Source organism: Sphingobacterium sp. (assembly GCF_039596235.1).
Classification (GTDB): domain Bacteria; phylum Bacteroidota; class Bacteroidia; order Sphingobacteriales; family Sphingobacteriaceae; genus Sphingobacterium.
Genome location: NZ_JBCNKE010000002.1, coordinates 266167 through 283960, shown reverse-complemented (window position 1 = coordinate 283960; position 17794 = coordinate 266167). Strand labels below are relative to the sequence as shown.

Sequence of the window (17794 nt, the reverse complement as noted above, 5' to 3'; positions counted from 1 at the left end):
CCCTATTATAAAACGCTTTTTTTACTCAAAGCGACGATATCGAAAAAATGTAAAGTAGATGTAAAACATCTTTTCACTTTATTTGATTTTTAAAATATAGTTTTATATTAGTCCTACATAATAGAAAAAAAACAAAAAGATGAATATAGATAAAAACGAATTCAGAAAATATGCCGTAAAGCATCACCGCATCGGAAGTCAACATGTTGACAGTTTCATTGCTCGTACAGAGACCAGTATTCCGACCAATCTTACGCCATACATCGTTGAAGAGCGTCAATTGAACGTTGCACAGATGGATGTATTTTCACGTTTGATGATGGATCGTATTATATTCCTAGGAAGTGGTATCGATGATCAGGTCGCGAATATTATTCAGGCACAATTGTTGTTTTTACAGTCTACTGATGCTCAGCGTGATATTCAGATTTACATCAATTCACCAGGCGGAAGTGTTTATGCCGGCTTAGGTATTTATGATACCATGCAGTATATCACCCCGGACGTAGCAACAATCTGTACCGGAATTGCAGCTTCTATGGGCGCTGTCCTACTTGTTGCTGGAGCAAAAGGAAAACGTGCTGCTTTGCGTCACTCACGGGTAATGATTCACCAACCATCTGGCGGCGCGCAAGGCGTTGCAGCAGATATGGAGATCAACTTACGTGAAATGATGAAATTAAAAGAAGAATTATATACCATTATTTCAGAACACTCCGGACAGACCTATGAGTGGGTAGAAAAATCTTCTGACCGTGACTACTGGATGCGTGCCAATGAGGCCAAAGAATTCGGTATGATTGACGAGATTTTACTTCCTAAGAAGGAGATTATTAAATAACGATGGCGAAGAATAACGATAGAGACATTCATTGTTCGTTTTGTGGAATAAGCAAAAATGAAGCTCAGATGCTCATTGCTGGAAATGGAGCGCACATCTGTGACAGATGTATCCAACAGGCAGGAGAAATCTTAGCAGAAGAATTAAAACAACGGAAAAGCAAGACATTACAGACCGCATTAAAATTAATACGCCCCCAAGAGATCAAAACACACTTGGATCAGTATGTAATTGGACAGGATGATGCGAAGAAAGTAATCTCAGTAGCCGTTTATAATCACTATAAACGTTTGAATCAAAAAGTGGATAAAGATGAAATTGAAATCGAAAAATCCAATTTGATTATCGTTGGTGAGACGGGTACCGGTAAAACATTATTAGCAAAAACTGTTGCCAAAATATTGAACGTTCCTTTCTGTATCGTTGATGCTACGGTACTGACCGAGGCGGGCTATGTCGGAGAAGACGTGGAGAGCATTTTAACGCGCTTGCTTCAAGCAGCAGATTATGATGTTGCTTCAGCAGAACGTGGTATCATCTATATTGATGAAATTGATAAAATCGCGCGCAAAAGTGACAATCCTTCTATCACACGAGATGTCTCAGGTGAAGGTGTTCAACAGGCCTTATTGAAGATTTTAGAAGGTACTGTGGTTAACGTACCACCTCAAGGTGGCCGTAAGCATCCAGATCAGAAAATGATCGCTGTCAATACCAGCAACATCCTATTTATCTGTGGTGGCGCATTCGACGGAATCCAAAAGAAAATTGCAAACCGCCTGCGCACACAAACGGTGGGTTATAAGATGAATGAAGACGAAGAGGAAATCGACTTGAACAATCTATACAAGTATATCACGCCTCAGGATCTTAAAAACTTTGGATTGATTCCAGAGTTAATCGGACGTCTTCCAGTCCTGACCTACTTAAATCCATTGGATAAGGAAACCTTGTTAAGTATATTGACGGAGCCAAAAAATGCATTGGTCAAGCAATACAAAAAATTATTTGAGTATGAGGGCGTCGAATTGAAATTTGATCCCGAAGTATACACATTTATTGTGGATAAAGCTGATGAATTTAAACTTGGAGCAAGGGGCTTACGGAGTATATGCGAAGCAATCATGCTGGACGCCATGTTTGAAATGCCGTCAACAAAAGAGCAAACGGGACAAAAAAGCTTAGAAATCACCTTGGATTATGCGAAGAAAAAATTCGAAAAATCCGATCTGAAAAAGCTCAAAGTCGCTTAAAAAAAATCCCGTTCGCTGAACGGGATTTTTTTTTACCCTTATGTTCAAACTGTTCCACCTTGCCGTTAGTTCGCCTGATGAGCACTATCCAACAATACATTTCTGAAAGAATTTAACGGATGAAAGCACTTCAAGCATAATAAAAAAAGAATTAAAAATCTTATATTACAATAATAACATAGCCATAACGGAATGTTGATGGACAGATAAGAGATTAGTGAAATTAAAATTAAATGACTATGACAAAGAAAAGTACAAAAAATACAGTAAATAGCCCGATAACACCAGGTTTAAAAACCAAAGAAGAAATCGTGAACAACTGGCTTCCACGTTATACCGGAAGACCATTGGAAGAGTTTGGGGAATATATCTTATTGACAAATTTCTCAAAATATATTCACCTATTTTCAGAAATGCATGACAATGCTCCTATCTACGGCGAAGATAAACCAATGCAATCTGTGACTGCCGGCGGTATCACCATTATCAATTTTGGGATGGGCAGTCCAATGGCTGCGACAGTTATGGATCTCTTGTCTGCAATCAGTCCAAAAGCTGTCCTCTTTTTGGGCAAAACTGGCGGCATTAAGAAAAAGATTCCTATTGGGGAGCTGATCCTTCCGATCGCAGCCATCCGTGGCGAAGGAACATCCAATGATTACTTTCCACCGGAAGTGCCTTCGCTACCGGCATTTGCAATGCAGAAGGCTATATCCACGACAATACGCGACCATCAACGGGATTATTGGACAGGGACAGTCTACACGACCAATAGAAGGGTTTGGGAACATGATAAAGCATTCAAAAAGTATCTGAAGTCTATCCGTGCCATGTGTGTCGATATGGAAACAGCGACCATATTCAGCGTCGGTTTTGCCAATAAGATTCCAACCGGAGCGCTACTGTTGGTTTCCGATCAACCTATGGTCCCTGAAGGAGTAAAAACTTCTGTCAGTGATGTCACCGTTACAGCAAAATACGTAGAAGCGCATATCAGTATCGGCATTGATGCACTGAAACAACTTATTAATAATGGCCTGACCGTAAAGCATCTTAAATTTTAAGAATTGCCCTACAAAGAGCTAAAAATAAGCTACAGTGACGGCTGCGATGTCAGACATGCCCCAAAGGTTAAACACTTTTGGGGCATGTCTATTATTTATCAAGCCTATTTTTTCCACGCTCACTTTATTTTACCTACTCCTTTCTATTGAATTCAATTAAATGCCCTATCCTCTTTTATCCTAATCAGCAATCGTTATTAAATCCCCTCTTCCCTTATTTCGTCCGATCTAATAAAAATTAGCTCATTTTCATCCGCTATTCTTCATCTCAAAAATGAATTACACCGATCGCTTTTATACAAACTGAAAACCAGTTACTTAAAACTAATATACAGCGTATTTGATTATTAGCTGAACCATTATTAACTATAAATTGAAACGTTAACAAATGTTAATTTGCACAATAATTAAACGATTTGGCGTTTTAACTTGTAATAGTATTATTACAAGCACATATATCAAAAATTTAATCAAGCATTGTGAAGAAAAAAACATTATCTATTTTCAGCGTTTCCTTATTGATTTGTTCAGTCTTAGCCACCCAGGTAAGTTGTTCTTCAAGTTCTTCCAAAGAAAATAATACCAATGAAAAACCAGTAGCCTTGCCCGTTTATACGGTTGTAAAATCTGATGCCACCACAATCAAGGACTACCTGGGTACCATCGAAGGGAAAGTGAATGTGGAAGTACGCCCCCAGGTTGAGGGCCTACTGCAAGAAATCTATGTTGATGAAGGTTCCTTTGTACAAAAAGGACAAAAGTTGTTCAAAGTCGATCCTTCGACCTACCAGGAAAATTTAAACAACATGGTCGCTACCGAACAGGTGGCGCGGGCCAAACTTAAAAATGCACAATTAGAAGTAGACCGTTTGAAACCTTTGGTTCAGAATGACGTCATTTCCGATGTAAAACTGGCTTCTGCCAAATCCGACTATCAGGTGGCCAAGGCGACCCTGGATCAGGCCATTGCCGCTGTACGTTCTGCGCAGATCAGTAAAGATTTTACGATCATCACAGCGCCGGTAAGCGGCTATATCGGGCGTATTCCCAAACGTATCGGAAATTTAGTTTCCAAAGGTGACAAAGAGCCCCTCACCTATCTTTCCGATATACAGGAAGTCTATGTTTATTTCTCTATGAATGAATCCGATTTTCTCTACTTCTCAAAAGCACAAGCAAAAAAAGACAGTATTGAAGGTAAAAAGTACAACCAGAATCAAAAACTGGTATTTCCTCAGGTCACATTGGTTCTCGCTGATGGCGAAGAATATGCAAAAAAAGGAATTGTGGACGCTGTCAATGGGCAGATCAACCGGACCACAGGGGCAATTTCACTACGAGCAACGTTCCAAAACCAAGACAATATCTTACGTTCGGGAAGTAGCGGTACACTGAAAATTGCTGAAGTAAAAAAAGATGTATTACAGATTCCACAGATTGCCATCAATGAATTGCAGGACAAAACCTTTGTCTATATATTGGATCAGAACAATAAAGCACAGCGCCGCAATATACAGCTTTCAGGCAAAAGTAAAGGCAATTATATTGTAAGCTCAGGTCTTAAGGAAAATGACCGTGTCATTACCAGTGGATTTGATAAGCTAACTGACGGTTCAGCCGTAACACCTATTCCACAGAAATAATTATCGCATATTTTGACATCGCTCCCGGGCTTTTTCAGCTCCGTCTGAGCCATGTCTAAAATTCTAGTATATGTTAAAAACCTTTATAAATAGACCTGTCTTAGCAACGGTCATTTCTATTATTTTAGTCATATTGGGCCTAGTGGGATTGAAACTGCTTCCCGTATCCCGGTTTCCGGAAATAGCGCCGCCAAGTGTTCTCGTATCCCTAAGTTACCCGGGAGCCAATGCAGAGACGGTAGCAAAAAGTGTCTTATTGCCTATTGAGGAAGCCATCAATGGCGTCGAAGATATGACCTATATCAAATCCTCGGCTTCCAACTCGGGTTCGGGCAGTGTATCCGTCTATTTCAAAACGGGGACAAATCCGGACATAGCTTCGGTCAATGTGCAGACCCGTATTTCCAAAGCGATCAGCTCTATTCCTGCAGAGGTAAACGAAGCTGGAATTACTGTCATGCCACGCCAGACAGGGGTTATCATGACCATCAATCTATATTCAGATCATCAGGATAAAGCTTATGATGAAACCTTTTTACAGGCATACGCCCAGATCAATCTGATGCGTCCCCTCCTACGCGTAGACGGTGTCGCTCAGGTATCCCGGCTTGGAGCGAGGGATTATGCCATGCGGCTTTGGTTAAATCCTGAAAAGCTGGCCCTTTATAATCTGGTTCCCCAGGACATCATGGCTGCCATCAAAGATCAAAACTTTGAGATCGCACCGGGTAAATTTGGTGAAACATCCGACGAGGCATTTGAAACTGTTATCCGGCACAAAGGACGTTTTACCACACCCGAAGAATTTCAGAGTATCGTCATCAAGACAAACAATGATGGTTCGGTGCTGTACCTAAAAGATGTTGCACGCGTAGAATTTGGTGCTACAAATCTCAGTAGTGACAATAAGGTCAATGGTCATCCCGGACTGACACTTAATCTGACACAAACCAGTGGTTCCAATGCCCACGATATTGATATCGCTGTCCGAAAAGTACTTGAAGAACAGGCCAAGACATTCCCAAAAGGATTGCATTATGAAGTAACCTATTCTGTTCGTGATCAAATTGATGAATCCATTAACCAGGTTGAACACACTCTTTTCGAAGCATTTATTTTAGTATTTATCATTGTTTTTATCTTCCTACAGGACTTTAGGTCGACGCTGATTCCAGCCATTGCTATCCCCGTTTCTTTGATAGGAACTTTCTTTTTTCTACAGCTCTTTGGATTCTCGCTCAATGTATTGACTATGTTTGCCTTGGTACTTGCCATTGGTATCGTTGTCGACGATGCTATTGTTGTTGTGGAGGCCATTCATGAGAAGATGCACAGTACGGGGTTAAAACCAAAAGCTGCAACATTGTCTACCATGTCAGAAATTACCGGCGCCATCCTTTCCATTACGATGGTCATGGCCGCGGTATTTTTGCCTGTGGGTTTTATGGAAGGTCCAGCCGGCATCTTTTACCGGCAATTTGCGTACACCCTGGCAACAGCAATATTAATTTCAGCACTAAACGCGTTGACATTGAGTCCTGCATTATGTGCGCTATTGCTAAAAGCTCCCAAGCATCAAAAAGAAGAAGAAGCGAAATCAAGAATACATCAATTTAAGGATCGTTTCTTTAAAGCCTTCAATACTTCCTTTGACCGCCTCACTGCACGATATGTCAGGGTAGTCCAACTCTTGATCAATCATAAAAAGATTGCCTGGATAGGCTTGGTACTGATTACTGCCATCGGCGTCCTTTTAATGATCAAAACACCGAAGAGCTTTATCCCCACAGAGGATGACGGTTTTATCACCTATAACATTGCACTTCCCCCAGGCGCTTCATTAAGCCGTACAACAGAGGTGCTCCGTCGCGCAGACAGTCTATTGAAAAAAAGAAAAGATATCGAAGGCATGACGACGGTTTCCGGTTTCAACGCATTGGATGGGAGTTCAAGCCCTGCCTTTGCAGCAGGCTATATCACTCTTAAACCCCATGCCAAGCGCAAGCATATCAAAAACATCAATGCATTTATGGATACGATCAGAAATGATCTTGCTCAGATAAATGAAGCCACATTTACGGTATTTCCAAGACCTACGGTACAGGGGTTTGGTGATTTTGCCGGTATTGAGATGGTCCTTCAAGACCGCATGGGAGGCGACGTACGGGACTTTAATACCATTGCTGATACTTTTATCAGCCAGCTGAACAGCTGTCCTGAAATCCGCAGTGCCTATACCAGCTTTAAATCGAATTTTCCCCAATACGAAGTGAACATCGATGCTGTCAAGGCAAAATCACTCGGTGTTGAGATCAAAGACTTAATGTCAACAATACGCTCCTATTTTGCGCGGGTCCAAGCCAGCGACTTTAATCGTTTTGGCCGCCAATACCGCGTCTACGTACAATCCGACTTCGATTTTCGGAAAGACCCCGAATCGTTCAATTCGATTTTTGTGCGGAACAACAAAGGTGAGATGGTGCCTATCAATACTATTTTGACACTGGAAAAAACCATCGGACCCGAAACCATCACCCGTTACAACTTATACAATGCCATTTCAGTCAATATTACACCAGCAGAAGGCTATAGTACCGATGATGCGATGCAGGCCATCCAAAAACTGGCTGATGAAAAGCTACCTGGAAACTATGGCTTTGAATGGACAGGCATGAGTTATGAAGAGAGCCAGTCCGGATCACAGACCATCCTGATCTTTGTATTGAGTATTCTGTTTGTTTACTTTTTACTCTCCGCACAATACGAAAGTTACATCCTACCCTGGGCGGTTCTATTATCGATCCCTGTCGGTCTGATCGGCGTTTTTTCGGTGATCAATCTTGTCGGCTTACAGAACAATATTTATGTCCAGGTGGGATTGATTATGCTGATCGGTCTCCTTGCTAAAAATGCGATCCTTATCGTTGAGTTCGCCGTACAGGAACGCAAGAATGGAAAATCCATTGTTGAAGCAGCCATCAGCGGTTCAAAACTCAGGTTAAGACCAATCCTGATGACAAGCCTCGCTTTTGTTGCGGGTCTTGTTCCGCTGATGTGGACAGTTGGTCCCTCAGCCATTGGCAACCATTCCATCAGCTTCAGCGCTGCAGGCGGCATGCTGTTGGGCGTTGCCTTTGGTATCTTTATTATTCCGGTACTCTTTGTTGTCTTCAAAGGGCTGGACGAAAAATTACAGGATAATATCGCTAAAGAAGAAGAAGAATGAAGAACATAAAAAAATACGTTTCAGCACTAAGTGTGGCTATGGGGCTACTGGTTTTGATGAATGCCTGTAAAATAGGCAAAGATTATGTTCAGCCCAAATTAAAACTTCCCACTACTTTCCGTGGTGACTCCTTAGATTATTTTGGCGACACTTCCAGTATGGGATTGATCCACTGGAAATCGTTCTTTCATGATCCTACGCTCAAGGTACTGATTGATTCCGCCCTGGCCAATAATTTTGAAATGAAGACAGCGCTGCTGAACCTACAGATCTCAAACCGGGTCCTGGCACAAAATAAATCCAATTATCTGCCAAGCGTCAGTGCGACCATAGCCAATGGAAACCGCACCTGGCGATCGAAAGAGTTTGGAAGCGGCCCATTATCAAAATACTATGAGCACAAAGGTGAGAAAGCACCAGAAAATATGTTTGTTTATCAATCTCAATTTGGTTCTGACATCAGTTTCAGCTGGGAGATCGATATCTGGAAAAAAATCGGCAGCAAACAGGAACAACTTCTGGCAGAGTACCTAGATACCCAGGAAGCCAAAAATGCAATTCAGACCAATATCATCACATCCGTTGCCAAAGGGTATTTCAACCTGCTGATGTTAGATGCGAAAATCGAAGTCGCCAAACGCAATGTCCAATTGAACGATAGCACATTACGCATGATCAAACTGCAGTACAATGCGGGGGAAATTACAGCACTGGCCATTCAGCAGACAGAGTCCCAGCGCCTACTCGCAGCCTCACTCGTACCCGAATTGGAAAAACAGATTGTCATTCAGGAGAATGCACTTCAGACTTTAACAGGAAGACTTCCGGACAGTATTAAACGAGGTACTTCGTATGAACATCTTTTTGCAGAGAGTAAGGATATATCGCTCGGTTCGCCGATCGAAATCATACGCAATCGACCAGATATCCGTTCAGCCGAGTTTCAATTGATGGCTGCCAACGCGAACGCCAATATACAGCAGGCGATGCGCTACCCGGCCCTCAATATCGGTGGTATATTAGGGGTAAATTCCATGCTTCCCCGCAATTGGTTCAACATTCCCGGAGCGTTATTAGGTGGTATCACCGGCAACCTGACAACACCGATTTTCAAGAATAAGACATTGAAAACACAATATGAAGTTGCCAAACTTGAACGGGATAAAGCCGAAATCCAGCTTCAACAGAAAGTGGTTGAAGCAGTAGCCGAAGTCTCCAATGCTGTAGTAACGGTAGACAAACAGCGGGAACAGCTTGAGCTGGCCAGAAAACGGGTAGATAACGCTCATCTAGCGGTAAAAAATGCAAACTTGCTCTTTAAAAGTGGTTATGCGACTTACCTGGAAGTGATCACTGCACAAAGTAACGCCCTGGATAGTGATCTGGATCTGGTCGAGCTGCGTCAACAGCATCTGGATGGATTTGTTGATCTCTACCGTTCTTTAGGAGGCGGTTGGAGATAATAAATTAAAAACGCTATTTTTGTATTATGACGCCAGAAGAATTAAAACACTATTTTCAGTCCAGGGACTTACCCAAATCATTGGAAATACAACAAGATATGCAAGTGTTTGATGTGGAAAGATTTATCAGCACGAGTTTTATCCATGTTGGCTTATGGAAAAAAGATCTGAGTAAATGCCCTGCTTGGGTCAGGCTTTTAAAATTTAAGGAAGCACTGGAAAATAACGAAAAAGTCTAACGAATTGTTAGGCTTTTTTTCTGAATGCCATCACGCTGGACACTCTTTAGCGTATAAAGATTTTAGGTTTTAACTAATTTGCCGTAACAAAGCAGACATATCTTCCTTGGAGAAAATCTGTTCTACGCCTCCCGCCAGCATTTCAATCCGTTCGCTTTCGTCACTACTTGAGGTCAGACCGAATATACGAATGGAAGGAAATTTGTCTCTGACAATCTTTGCAGTCTCAATACCGTTCAGGATAGGCATGTGCAAATCCAATATGCACACCTCAGGCAAGGTTTTATGATGTTCAACTAAATAATTGATCAGATCTCGCCCGTTAAAGGCACAATAAACTAATTCCAATGAATGGGATTGGGCCATAGCCTTCATCATAACATGATGAATCATCGCATCATCTGCGTAGACAATCTTACATTTACTTTTGGTATCCATTCGAAAAAGAGATCATTCAGCTAATTAATACAATAAAATTCTATAAATATGCAATAAAATAAAAAATATGGAAATAAGTTAACAATAAATATGTTAACATGCAAATCTTATTGCAAAATACGCATCAAAACAGAACTACTGCATGCAATTCCGATCGAATAACAATAACATCATTGGGGAGCAATATTTCATTTAGGTAAAATAGCTGAACCATTAGGAGTAAAGGAAAGATTCGATGAAGGTTAAAGGGTCACTAAAAGTCATCTTCTATAATTTCAGCCACTCGTCCCACTTGACCATCAGTCAGCCTTACTTTTATTCCTCTTGAATGATAAGCTGAGGATGTCAGTAGATCCTTTACAATACCTTCGGTAAGATTCCCTGTCCGTTGGTCTTTTTTCAGAATGATATTCACCAACATTCCGGGCTTTACATCCGCTCTATTTCTTCCGTCCATGGTCAAATTTAAGAAATAAAAAAGGAGTTTTCCAAAAGAAAACTCCGCTATTTTTTGTTGATTTATTTATTTTTTTTTATTCCATATTGACGTCTAAATTATCAACATCAAGGTTCTGGCCTATATTTTTTATTTTCAACAGTATACATTCATAGCCGTATACGATTATCTCTTCCAAAAGCTGAATTCCGATACTGTATCTCTCCGAATCGAGCTAGAAATATCACAGCTTACAAATAATAAATTATTTGAACAACTTAAAAATATCATTACCGAATATAAACACCATCAGGCCCAAAAGGATAAAGAATCCAACCATTTGTGCTTTTTCGAGAAATTTTTCACTCAGTGGCTTCCCTTGGATCATTTCTATCAGCAAGAATACAACGTGACCACCATCGAGTGCCGGAATAGGTAGTAAATTCATAAATGCAAGCGCCATTGAAAGCATACCAACCAAAGACCAGAATCGAATCCAATCCACTTCAGTACCAAATAAGGTGGCAATACCGATAGGACCAGATAGCGCTTTATCGGCACGTACCTCGCCTTTGAAGATTTTACCGAACCCTTTTGCATTATCCGTGATCACCGTAAATGCTTTTTTGGCACCTATTGGAAAAGCCTCCATAAGTGTGTAATGCGTTGTAAACGATTTAATGGAATAATCGTGATTGATGCCGATGCCTAACATAGCATCCGCAGGTACATTTCCCTTTAGGGAAACCTCTGTTCCTATCCGGATTACTTTGATGACAACCGCTTTATTGGCATTTGCTTTAATCAATGTTCTGAATTGATCAAAGAAAGGTACCTGAATATCATTTACTGCCACGATGCTATCCCCTTTCGCGAAGCCCATCTTGCTGGCTACGGATCCCGGCGCTACTTGCGCTACGCTTGTTGTTTTCACCCGGGGTTCAATGAATTTTTCGCCTTTTTTATCAGACAAGGTATTCAATAAATCCGCGGGCACCTTGATTTCTTTTGTTGCGCCATCACGTTCTACCGTAAGGGCAACACCGCCCATCAGGACTTTAGAACCAAGCAACTCCGAGTAGTTTTCAACGCGGTGTCCATCTATTGCAATCACCTTATCACCCGCTTTGAGACCGATAGATTCACCAATAGAGCCTGGTACGATACCATTTACCAGTTGATCCATTTTGACATCGGTATTCCCCATTTTAAAGGTCAGCATCCAAAAGACAAGAATACCCACGATGATATTGACGATAATACCGCCCAACATCACGATCAAACGTTGCCAGGCCGGTTTTGAGCGGAACTCCCAGGGTTGTGGCTCTCCTTTCAGCTGTTCGGTATCCATTGACTCATCGATCATGCCAGCAATTTTCACATAGCCACCCAGCGGTAACCAGCCGATACCATACTCACAACCTTTATAATTGAATTTAAATAATTTCACTCCCCATGCATCAAAAAATAAATAGAATTTCTCCACTTTAATACCAAATGCACGTGCTGCTAAGAAATGTCCTAACTCATGTAGAACAATTAAAATTGACAAGCCTAAAATCACTTGTCCGACCATAATTAAAACACCCATGTATGCTTTCTATATTTAATCTTTGATTATTTCTTTTGTTATTAACCTCGCTATCCGATCCGTCTCCAGATAATCCTCCAGTGTCGGATTGGCAATAAATTTCACTTTTTCCAGTGTATGCTCAATGAGATCACTCATCTCCAGAAAGCCAACTTTATCCGCAAGAAAAGCAGCCACGACCACTTCGTTTGCAGCATTCAATATACAGGATTTATTTCCGCCGGCGCGAAGCGTTTCGTAAGCCAGGGCCAGGTTTCGAAAAGTCTCCATATCCGCCTTTTCAAAATGCAGGGTTGGATAATCCATAAAATTGAATCTTTCAAAATTATTTTCAAATCGGGCGGGATAAGTCAACGCATATTGAATAGGCAACTTCATATCCGGTAGCCCCATTTGCGCTTTCATAGATCCATCTTCAAATTGAACCAGGGAGTGCACGATTGACTGCGGGTGCACAATGACATCCACCTGATCGATCGCTAGATCAAAGAGCCATTTCGCTTCGATCACCTCCAGCCCCTTGTTCATCAAAGATGCCGAATCTATGGTAATTTTGGCACCCATGGACCAATTGGGATGCTTTAGCGCCTGCGCTTTTGTTACCTGCAGTAGCTCGTCCCTTTTTCTTCCACGAAAAGGTCCTCCAGAGGCCGTCACATAAATTTTCTCGATTGGATTCTGATCCTCTCCGACCAGACATTGAAAGATTGCCGAATGCTCAGAATCGACGGGCAACATATTGACACCGTATTCCCTGACCAAGGCCATGATGAGCTCACCGGCAACCACTAGCGTTTCCTTATTCGCCAGGGCAATATCTTTTCTGGATTGAATAGCCATTACCGTAGGCTTTAAACCTGCGGAGCCCACAATTGCATTTAAGACAATATCGATTTCGGCGTATTGTACCGCTTCAATCAAACCCTCTTCACCATATAATACCGTTGTACCCTGAAGCGCTAAGGCTTCTTTTACTATTTTATATTGGATTGGATCGGTCACTACGACCGATTTTGGTTTAAACGCTAACGCTTGTTCGATCAGTAATTCACCATTGCTACCGCATGTCAGAACAACAGCTTCAAACTTATCCGGAAAGGCTCTAATAACATCCAAGGCCTGTGTACCAACACTGCCCGTTGCCCCTAAAATGGCAATTCCTTTTTTACTCAAAACCTTCTCTCTTTATTAAAATATATTATTCAAAATCTTTGGATCCTCTCCACCGTGGTAATCCGACATCATTTCCCGGTAAGCTACAGAAACAACAATACAGGCTAAAGGTACCACCAAGAACGAGCTCACAAGGTTCAAAATAATAAAAATTATGTAATATTCTAAATAATTAAAATACATCTGCAGCAATTGAAAAAAAGCAAATACCGCCAAGATTAACAATAATTTGAAGACATTGCCTTTGGTCAACGCAAAGCTAAAGCGTAGCGACTTAAAGGTCCCTGCATGTTTATCAATGATAAAGAAAGGGTAAAATGCAACACGAATAATCAAAATAAAAGTCAATATTGCAGCCACAAAAACGACAAAGACAGTAAACTTGCCCATGATTTCTGCGCGATTTTCACCATTTTCAAACAAATATAAAAACGGAAGCGATACAGCACCCAAAATCATCAATAACGCAATGGACAGTACCATAATACTCAACATTGCGCCGAAAAAATATGCCAGTTCCTTACTGCTCGGTACACAATGGATCAATTTCTTATCGTGGTTGCCATCGATCAGCGTAAGGATGTATTTAAACAAAGTAAGATTCAGCCCAAAATACATGATCATAAAAAAGAAGGCCATAAAACCACTGAGTACCACATTAAAATCACTGATAGTTGTTGCCAGCAAATTGGATAAACCGGAGGTGATAAATAGCAAGAAACATAGGCCAGCAACAGAAAAATAATGCTTTTTCAATAGCTCCAACGACCTATTAAAAACTTCATTTACGGCAAAAGTACTTTCCTTTAGGAATTGAATCATTTTTTCTTTAATAAACTTTTACAAAGATGCCATTATTTTTAATTTCCAACAATTTACACCGCTATAAAATTGATATTTTTTGAGTTTTTTAACATAAAAAAATCCCCTATCTTAACAAAAGATAAGGGATTTTGGGAAGAATTACTCCATGTGTTACTTAAACTCCTTTGGAAGAGGTTTCTCCAATAGATATTGATAGTAAAAACGTGCACGCTCGTTAAAGTCATATTTACTTTTTGAACGGTCAAATCCATGACGGCTGCCCGGATAGATCATCAATTCAAAAGGTACACTTCTATCTGTTAATTTATCGACCAGTTGCGTGGTATTCTGCAGATGTACATTATCATCCATATCACCATGCATAATGCGTAGGACACCTTTATAATTATTTACATAAGTTAATACCGATCCAGCTTTATAACCCTCCGGATTATCTTGCGGCGTATCCATCCAACGTTCGGTATAATGGGTATCGTATAGTTCCCAAGACGTTACCGGAGCACCAGCAATACCAAAGTCAAAGACATCGGCTGCTTTAGTCATCGCCAGGCAGGTCATGTAGCCCCCGTAACTATGGCCTGTGATCAATACCTTATTTTTAGCTACCCAAGGTTGAGATTTCAACCATTTTACGATCGTAGAATAATCAATAATCTCCCAATGTCCCAGATTACGGTGCATATAAGCTACCCCTTGTTTACCAAAGTGGCCGGAAGCCCGATGGTCCGCTGAGACCTGGATCACACCCTCGTTAGCCCAATATTGATTGCTGGTACCTTTCCAGGTATCCTTCACGGTACCTGCATCTGGGCCACCATAGATACTAAAAACAACCGGGTATGTTTTCGATTTATCAAAATCTGTAGGATAAGTAATCGTCAGTGGCAGATCAAAAAGGCCATCATCCGATTTAACATGTAAATACTCAGTTTTACCATAGGTATACGAATTGAAATCCGCAGCTTTACTATCCGCCAATTGACGTAGCACTTTACCCTGATTATCTACTAAGGCAAAACGGTCCGGCGTACTCACGTTAGAATATCGGGTAATAAAGTATTTACCGTCAGGCGATACGTTGACATCATGTGAATATTCGCCAAAGGTCAGCCGTTTCAGATTTTTACCCGAATAATCTACACGGTACAGATCCAAGCGGGCTGAATTTTCCTTACGTGCGGTAAAATAAAGCACCTTATTTTTCTCGTCTATCCGTTTGATTTCGGTCACCTGCCAATCGCCGGAAGTAATCGGGTTCACTAAGGTGCCATCCAACTTGTAAAGGTAATAGTGCGCCCATCCCGTTTTATCCGACTTTAGAATATAATATTTATTGTCAGCAAGGTAAGTAATACGTTCGTCATGATCCAGGTTGATCCAGGAAGACTGACGTTCATCATAAATCTCTTTTTTCGAACCGGTATTTGGATCCACCTGATAAAATTTCAGGTTATTCTGGTCCCTGTTCATCCATTGTACCATGAAATTTTTACTATCGAAAGCCCAGTAAGGCTGTCCAAAATACTGATCGTCCTTTTCATTGAAATCCGCCCAGGTCACCTGTCCACCGTTTAGTTGAACAATCCCAACTTTCACTTCAGGGTTCGGATCGCCAGCTTTCGGATAACGTGTTTCCTCCAGATAACCATGTTGGCCTTTGGATGAATAAATCGGGAACATAGGCACTTTGGTATCATCGAAACGCATAAAAGCAATCTTTTTGCTATCCGGAGACCACCAAAAAGCTTTATAATTTGTAGGGCGTCCCAAAATTTCCTCATAATAAACCCATGAAGACCAACCGTTGTAGATCACATCGGTCCCATCATTAGTATACTGCGCCTCTTTCCCTGTCGCCACTTCTACGCTATACAGATTGCTTTTACGGGTAAAGGCAACATATTGACCATCCGGCGATAAAGTTGGGTTCTGTTCAGCAACATCAGGCGAATTGGTCAGTTTCTTTGCTGCGCCGGAGCCATTTTTGATAAAAATATCATTCTTCTCCACATAGACTACCGTACCCTCTTTAGCAGGAATGGTATAAATGCTTCTTTTCCCCGATTTGACGTTGACCTGGTAGAGCTGGCTATCATTGACGTCATTTTCCAGATAAGCCGTTCCATCCGCCCAGCCCGGATATTGATTTGTGCGCACGGTCAAAGACGGCTTCTGTCCCCAGGATTGCGCAAAATCCAATTTCTTCTGTGCAAAAGTCAGATCATGCACAAAAAACACAATAGATGCACCTAAGAGCACTCTTGATACTGTATTCATTAATTCTCGGATATGTTTATTAATTATTTCAGCTAAGATAAAGAATTGTGGTAAATAACCATGATTTTACCTGTAACAAGCTTATTCAGCTCCCATACAGGTGATGACTATCTCTCTTACCGATAGTTTTCAAAAAGCGCAAGTTGAATACCCTCTTTTGGAAAATCTGTCTCCTCGACAAAATTAGAGACCGAAACCCCTAGCAGCCGTACCTTATTTGCTAAGGCAATCTTACTCAGCAAACTATGGGCTGTTGAATAGATTTTTTCCTCGGAATCGAAGCTGGTATCCAGGGTTAAACTTCGCGTCAGCTGAACAAAATCAGCATACTTTAGTTTCAGTGTCAGCGTCCTGCCTGATATTTCCTTTTTGCCGATTCGTGCCCAAAGCTGCATGCTCAATCTTTGCAGTATAGCGTTGAGTTCTTCAAAAGTTTCTACATCGGCTTCAAAAGTATCCTCTATTCCGACCGATTTACTGTTTCGGTTGGGTGTAACCGGCCGGTCATCTATCCCGCGGACAATACGGTAAAAAAAATGTCCGGTCTTACCAAACCAGCGTACCAGATCGTCTTCCCGTTGCTTTTTGAGATCCATCCCCGTAAATAAACCCAGCTCATGCATTTTCTTCGCAGTCACCTTGCCCACACCAAAGAATTTCTCCACCGGCAGGGACTCCATAAATTTCAGGATCTTTGAAGGGCCAATAAATGTCAGTCCATTGGGTTTATCCATATCCGAGGCGATCTTGGCAATAAATTTATTGACCGAGATTCCTGCCGACACCGTTAGATTAAGTTCTTCTTTAATTGCCGCCTTAATGGCTTTGGCGATGTCAATGGCTGAACCAATCCCCTGTTTATCCATTGTCACATCCAAAAAAGCCTCATCTAGCGACAAGGGTTCAATTAAATCTGTGTAGCGCTGAAAGATTTCCCGGATCTGATTGGAAACCTGCTTATATACGTCAAAGCGTGGTCGGGTAAATATGATATCCGGGCAGAGCTGTAGCGCTTTTCGGGAACTCATAGCGGATTTTACACCAAATTTTCGGGCCTCATAGCTGGCCGTGGCCACTACTCCCCGGCCATCCGGTGAACCGCCCACAGCAATAGCCTTCCCCCGATATTCCGGAAAATCACGCTGCTCCACAGACGCATAGAAAGCATCCATATCCAGATGGATAATTTTACGATATGTTTGGGGCGAATCCATTAGCCAAATTTACAAAAATGAGCAAGAATCGCTATATACCGCAATAAAATACTAATATAATTAGCCCCAAAAACCAGTTCTCAGGCAGTTAATTTTTGAATTAGCCAACAA

General features: G+C 41.4%; 14 protein-coding genes. 7 read left to right on the top strand and 7 right to left on the bottom strand.

What is annotated here, in order from left to right:
• The first annotated feature begins 139 nt into the window (after nucleotides 1-139).
• The 7 genes from clpP to ABDW32_RS05360 all read left to right on the top strand — a co-directional run bounded on the left by clpP (nucleotide 140) and on the right by ABDW32_RS05360 (nucleotide 9729).
• Nucleotides 140-841: an ATP-dependent Clp endopeptidase proteolytic subunit ClpP gene (clpP, locus tag ABDW32_RS05390; RefSeq protein ID WP_077435190.1), complete on the top strand. Its 702-nt coding sequence runs from the start codon at nucleotides 140-142 to the stop codon at nucleotides 839-841.
• Between the two features lie 2 nt (nucleotides 842-843).
• Entirely contained in the window at nucleotides 844-2094 is a 1251-nt protein-coding gene (gene clpX, locus ABDW32_RS05385; RefSeq protein WP_077435192.1) for an ATP-dependent Clp protease ATP-binding subunit ClpX, read from the top strand.
• Nucleotides 2095-2333: 239 nt separating this feature from the next.
• Entirely contained in the window at nucleotides 2334-3158 is an 825-nt protein-coding gene (locus ABDW32_RS05380) for an AMP nucleosidase (protein ID WP_077435194.1), read from the top strand.
• Between the two features lie 479 nt (nucleotides 3159-3637).
• The gene (locus tag ABDW32_RS05375; protein ID WP_343560177.1) at nucleotides 3638-4801 is read left to right on the top strand and encodes an efflux RND transporter periplasmic adaptor subunit; all 1164 of its coding nucleotides are present in this window, start codon (nucleotides 3638-3640) and stop codon (nucleotides 4799-4801) included.
• Nucleotides 4802-4871: 70 nt separating this feature from the next.
• Entirely contained in the window at nucleotides 4872-8027 is a 3156-nt protein-coding gene (locus ABDW32_RS05370) for an efflux RND transporter permease subunit (RefSeq protein WP_343560174.1), read from the top strand.
• Nucleotides 8024-9490 (top strand): efflux transporter outer membrane subunit, encoded by a 1467-nt coding sequence (locus tag ABDW32_RS05365; RefSeq protein ID WP_343560172.1) that lies wholly within the window; start codon nucleotides 8024-8026, stop codon nucleotides 9488-9490. The genes ABDW32_RS05370 and ABDW32_RS05365 overlap by 4 nt, the downstream gene beginning before the upstream one ends.
• 26 nt (nucleotides 9491-9516) lie before the next feature.
• Nucleotides 9517-9729 carry a hypothetical protein gene (locus ABDW32_RS05360; RefSeq protein WP_077435202.1) on the top strand — a complete coding sequence of 71 codons (213 nt, stop codon included), beginning with the start codon at nucleotides 9517-9519 and terminating at the stop codon, nucleotides 9727-9729.
• Nucleotides 9730-9798: 69 nt separating this feature from the next.
• Here ABDW32_RS05360 and ABDW32_RS05355 read toward each other — a convergent pair whose 3' ends face one another.
• From ABDW32_RS05355 to dinB, 7 genes are all read right to left on the bottom strand, one after another.
• The gene (locus tag ABDW32_RS05355; RefSeq protein ID WP_343560168.1) at nucleotides 9799-10167 is read right to left on the bottom strand and encodes a response regulator; all 369 of its coding nucleotides are present in this window, start codon (nucleotides 10165-10167) and stop codon (nucleotides 9799-9801) included.
• Nucleotides 10168-10420: 253 nt separating this feature from the next.
• Complete coding sequence (locus tag ABDW32_RS05350; protein WP_343560166.1) at nucleotides 10421-10624, bottom strand: YwbE family protein; 204 nt, start codon at nucleotides 10622-10624, stop codon at nucleotides 10421-10423.
• A 244-nt stretch (nucleotides 10625-10868) separates the two neighbouring features.
• Nucleotides 10869-12194, bottom strand: a complete 1326-nt coding sequence (gene rseP / locus ABDW32_RS05345) for an RIP metalloprotease RseP (protein WP_343560164.1) — start codon at nucleotides 12192-12194, stop codon at nucleotides 10869-10871.
• Nucleotides 12195-12209: 15 nt separating this feature from the next.
• Entirely contained in the window at nucleotides 12210-13367 is a 1158-nt protein-coding gene (locus tag ABDW32_RS05340) for a 1-deoxy-D-xylulose-5-phosphate reductoisomerase (RefSeq protein WP_343560162.1), read from the bottom strand.
• A 15-nt stretch (nucleotides 13368-13382) separates the two neighbouring features.
• On the bottom strand, nucleotides 13383-14189 hold the full coding sequence (locus tag ABDW32_RS05335) for a beta-carotene 15,15'-monooxygenase (RefSeq protein ID WP_343560160.1): 807 nt from the start codon (nucleotides 14187-14189) through the stop codon (nucleotides 13383-13385).
• 153 nt (nucleotides 14190-14342) lie between these two features.
• Nucleotides 14343-16469, bottom strand: coding sequence for a S9 family peptidase (locus ABDW32_RS05330; RefSeq protein WP_343560158.1), 2127 nt, complete (start codon nucleotides 16467-16469; stop codon nucleotides 14343-14345).
• Between the two features lie 116 nt (nucleotides 16470-16585).
• On the bottom strand, nucleotides 16586-17683 hold the full coding sequence (gene dinB, locus ABDW32_RS05325; protein ID WP_343560156.1) for a DNA polymerase IV: 1098 nt from the start codon (nucleotides 17681-17683) through the stop codon (nucleotides 16586-16588).
• Nucleotides 17684-17794: the final 111 nt, after the last annotated feature.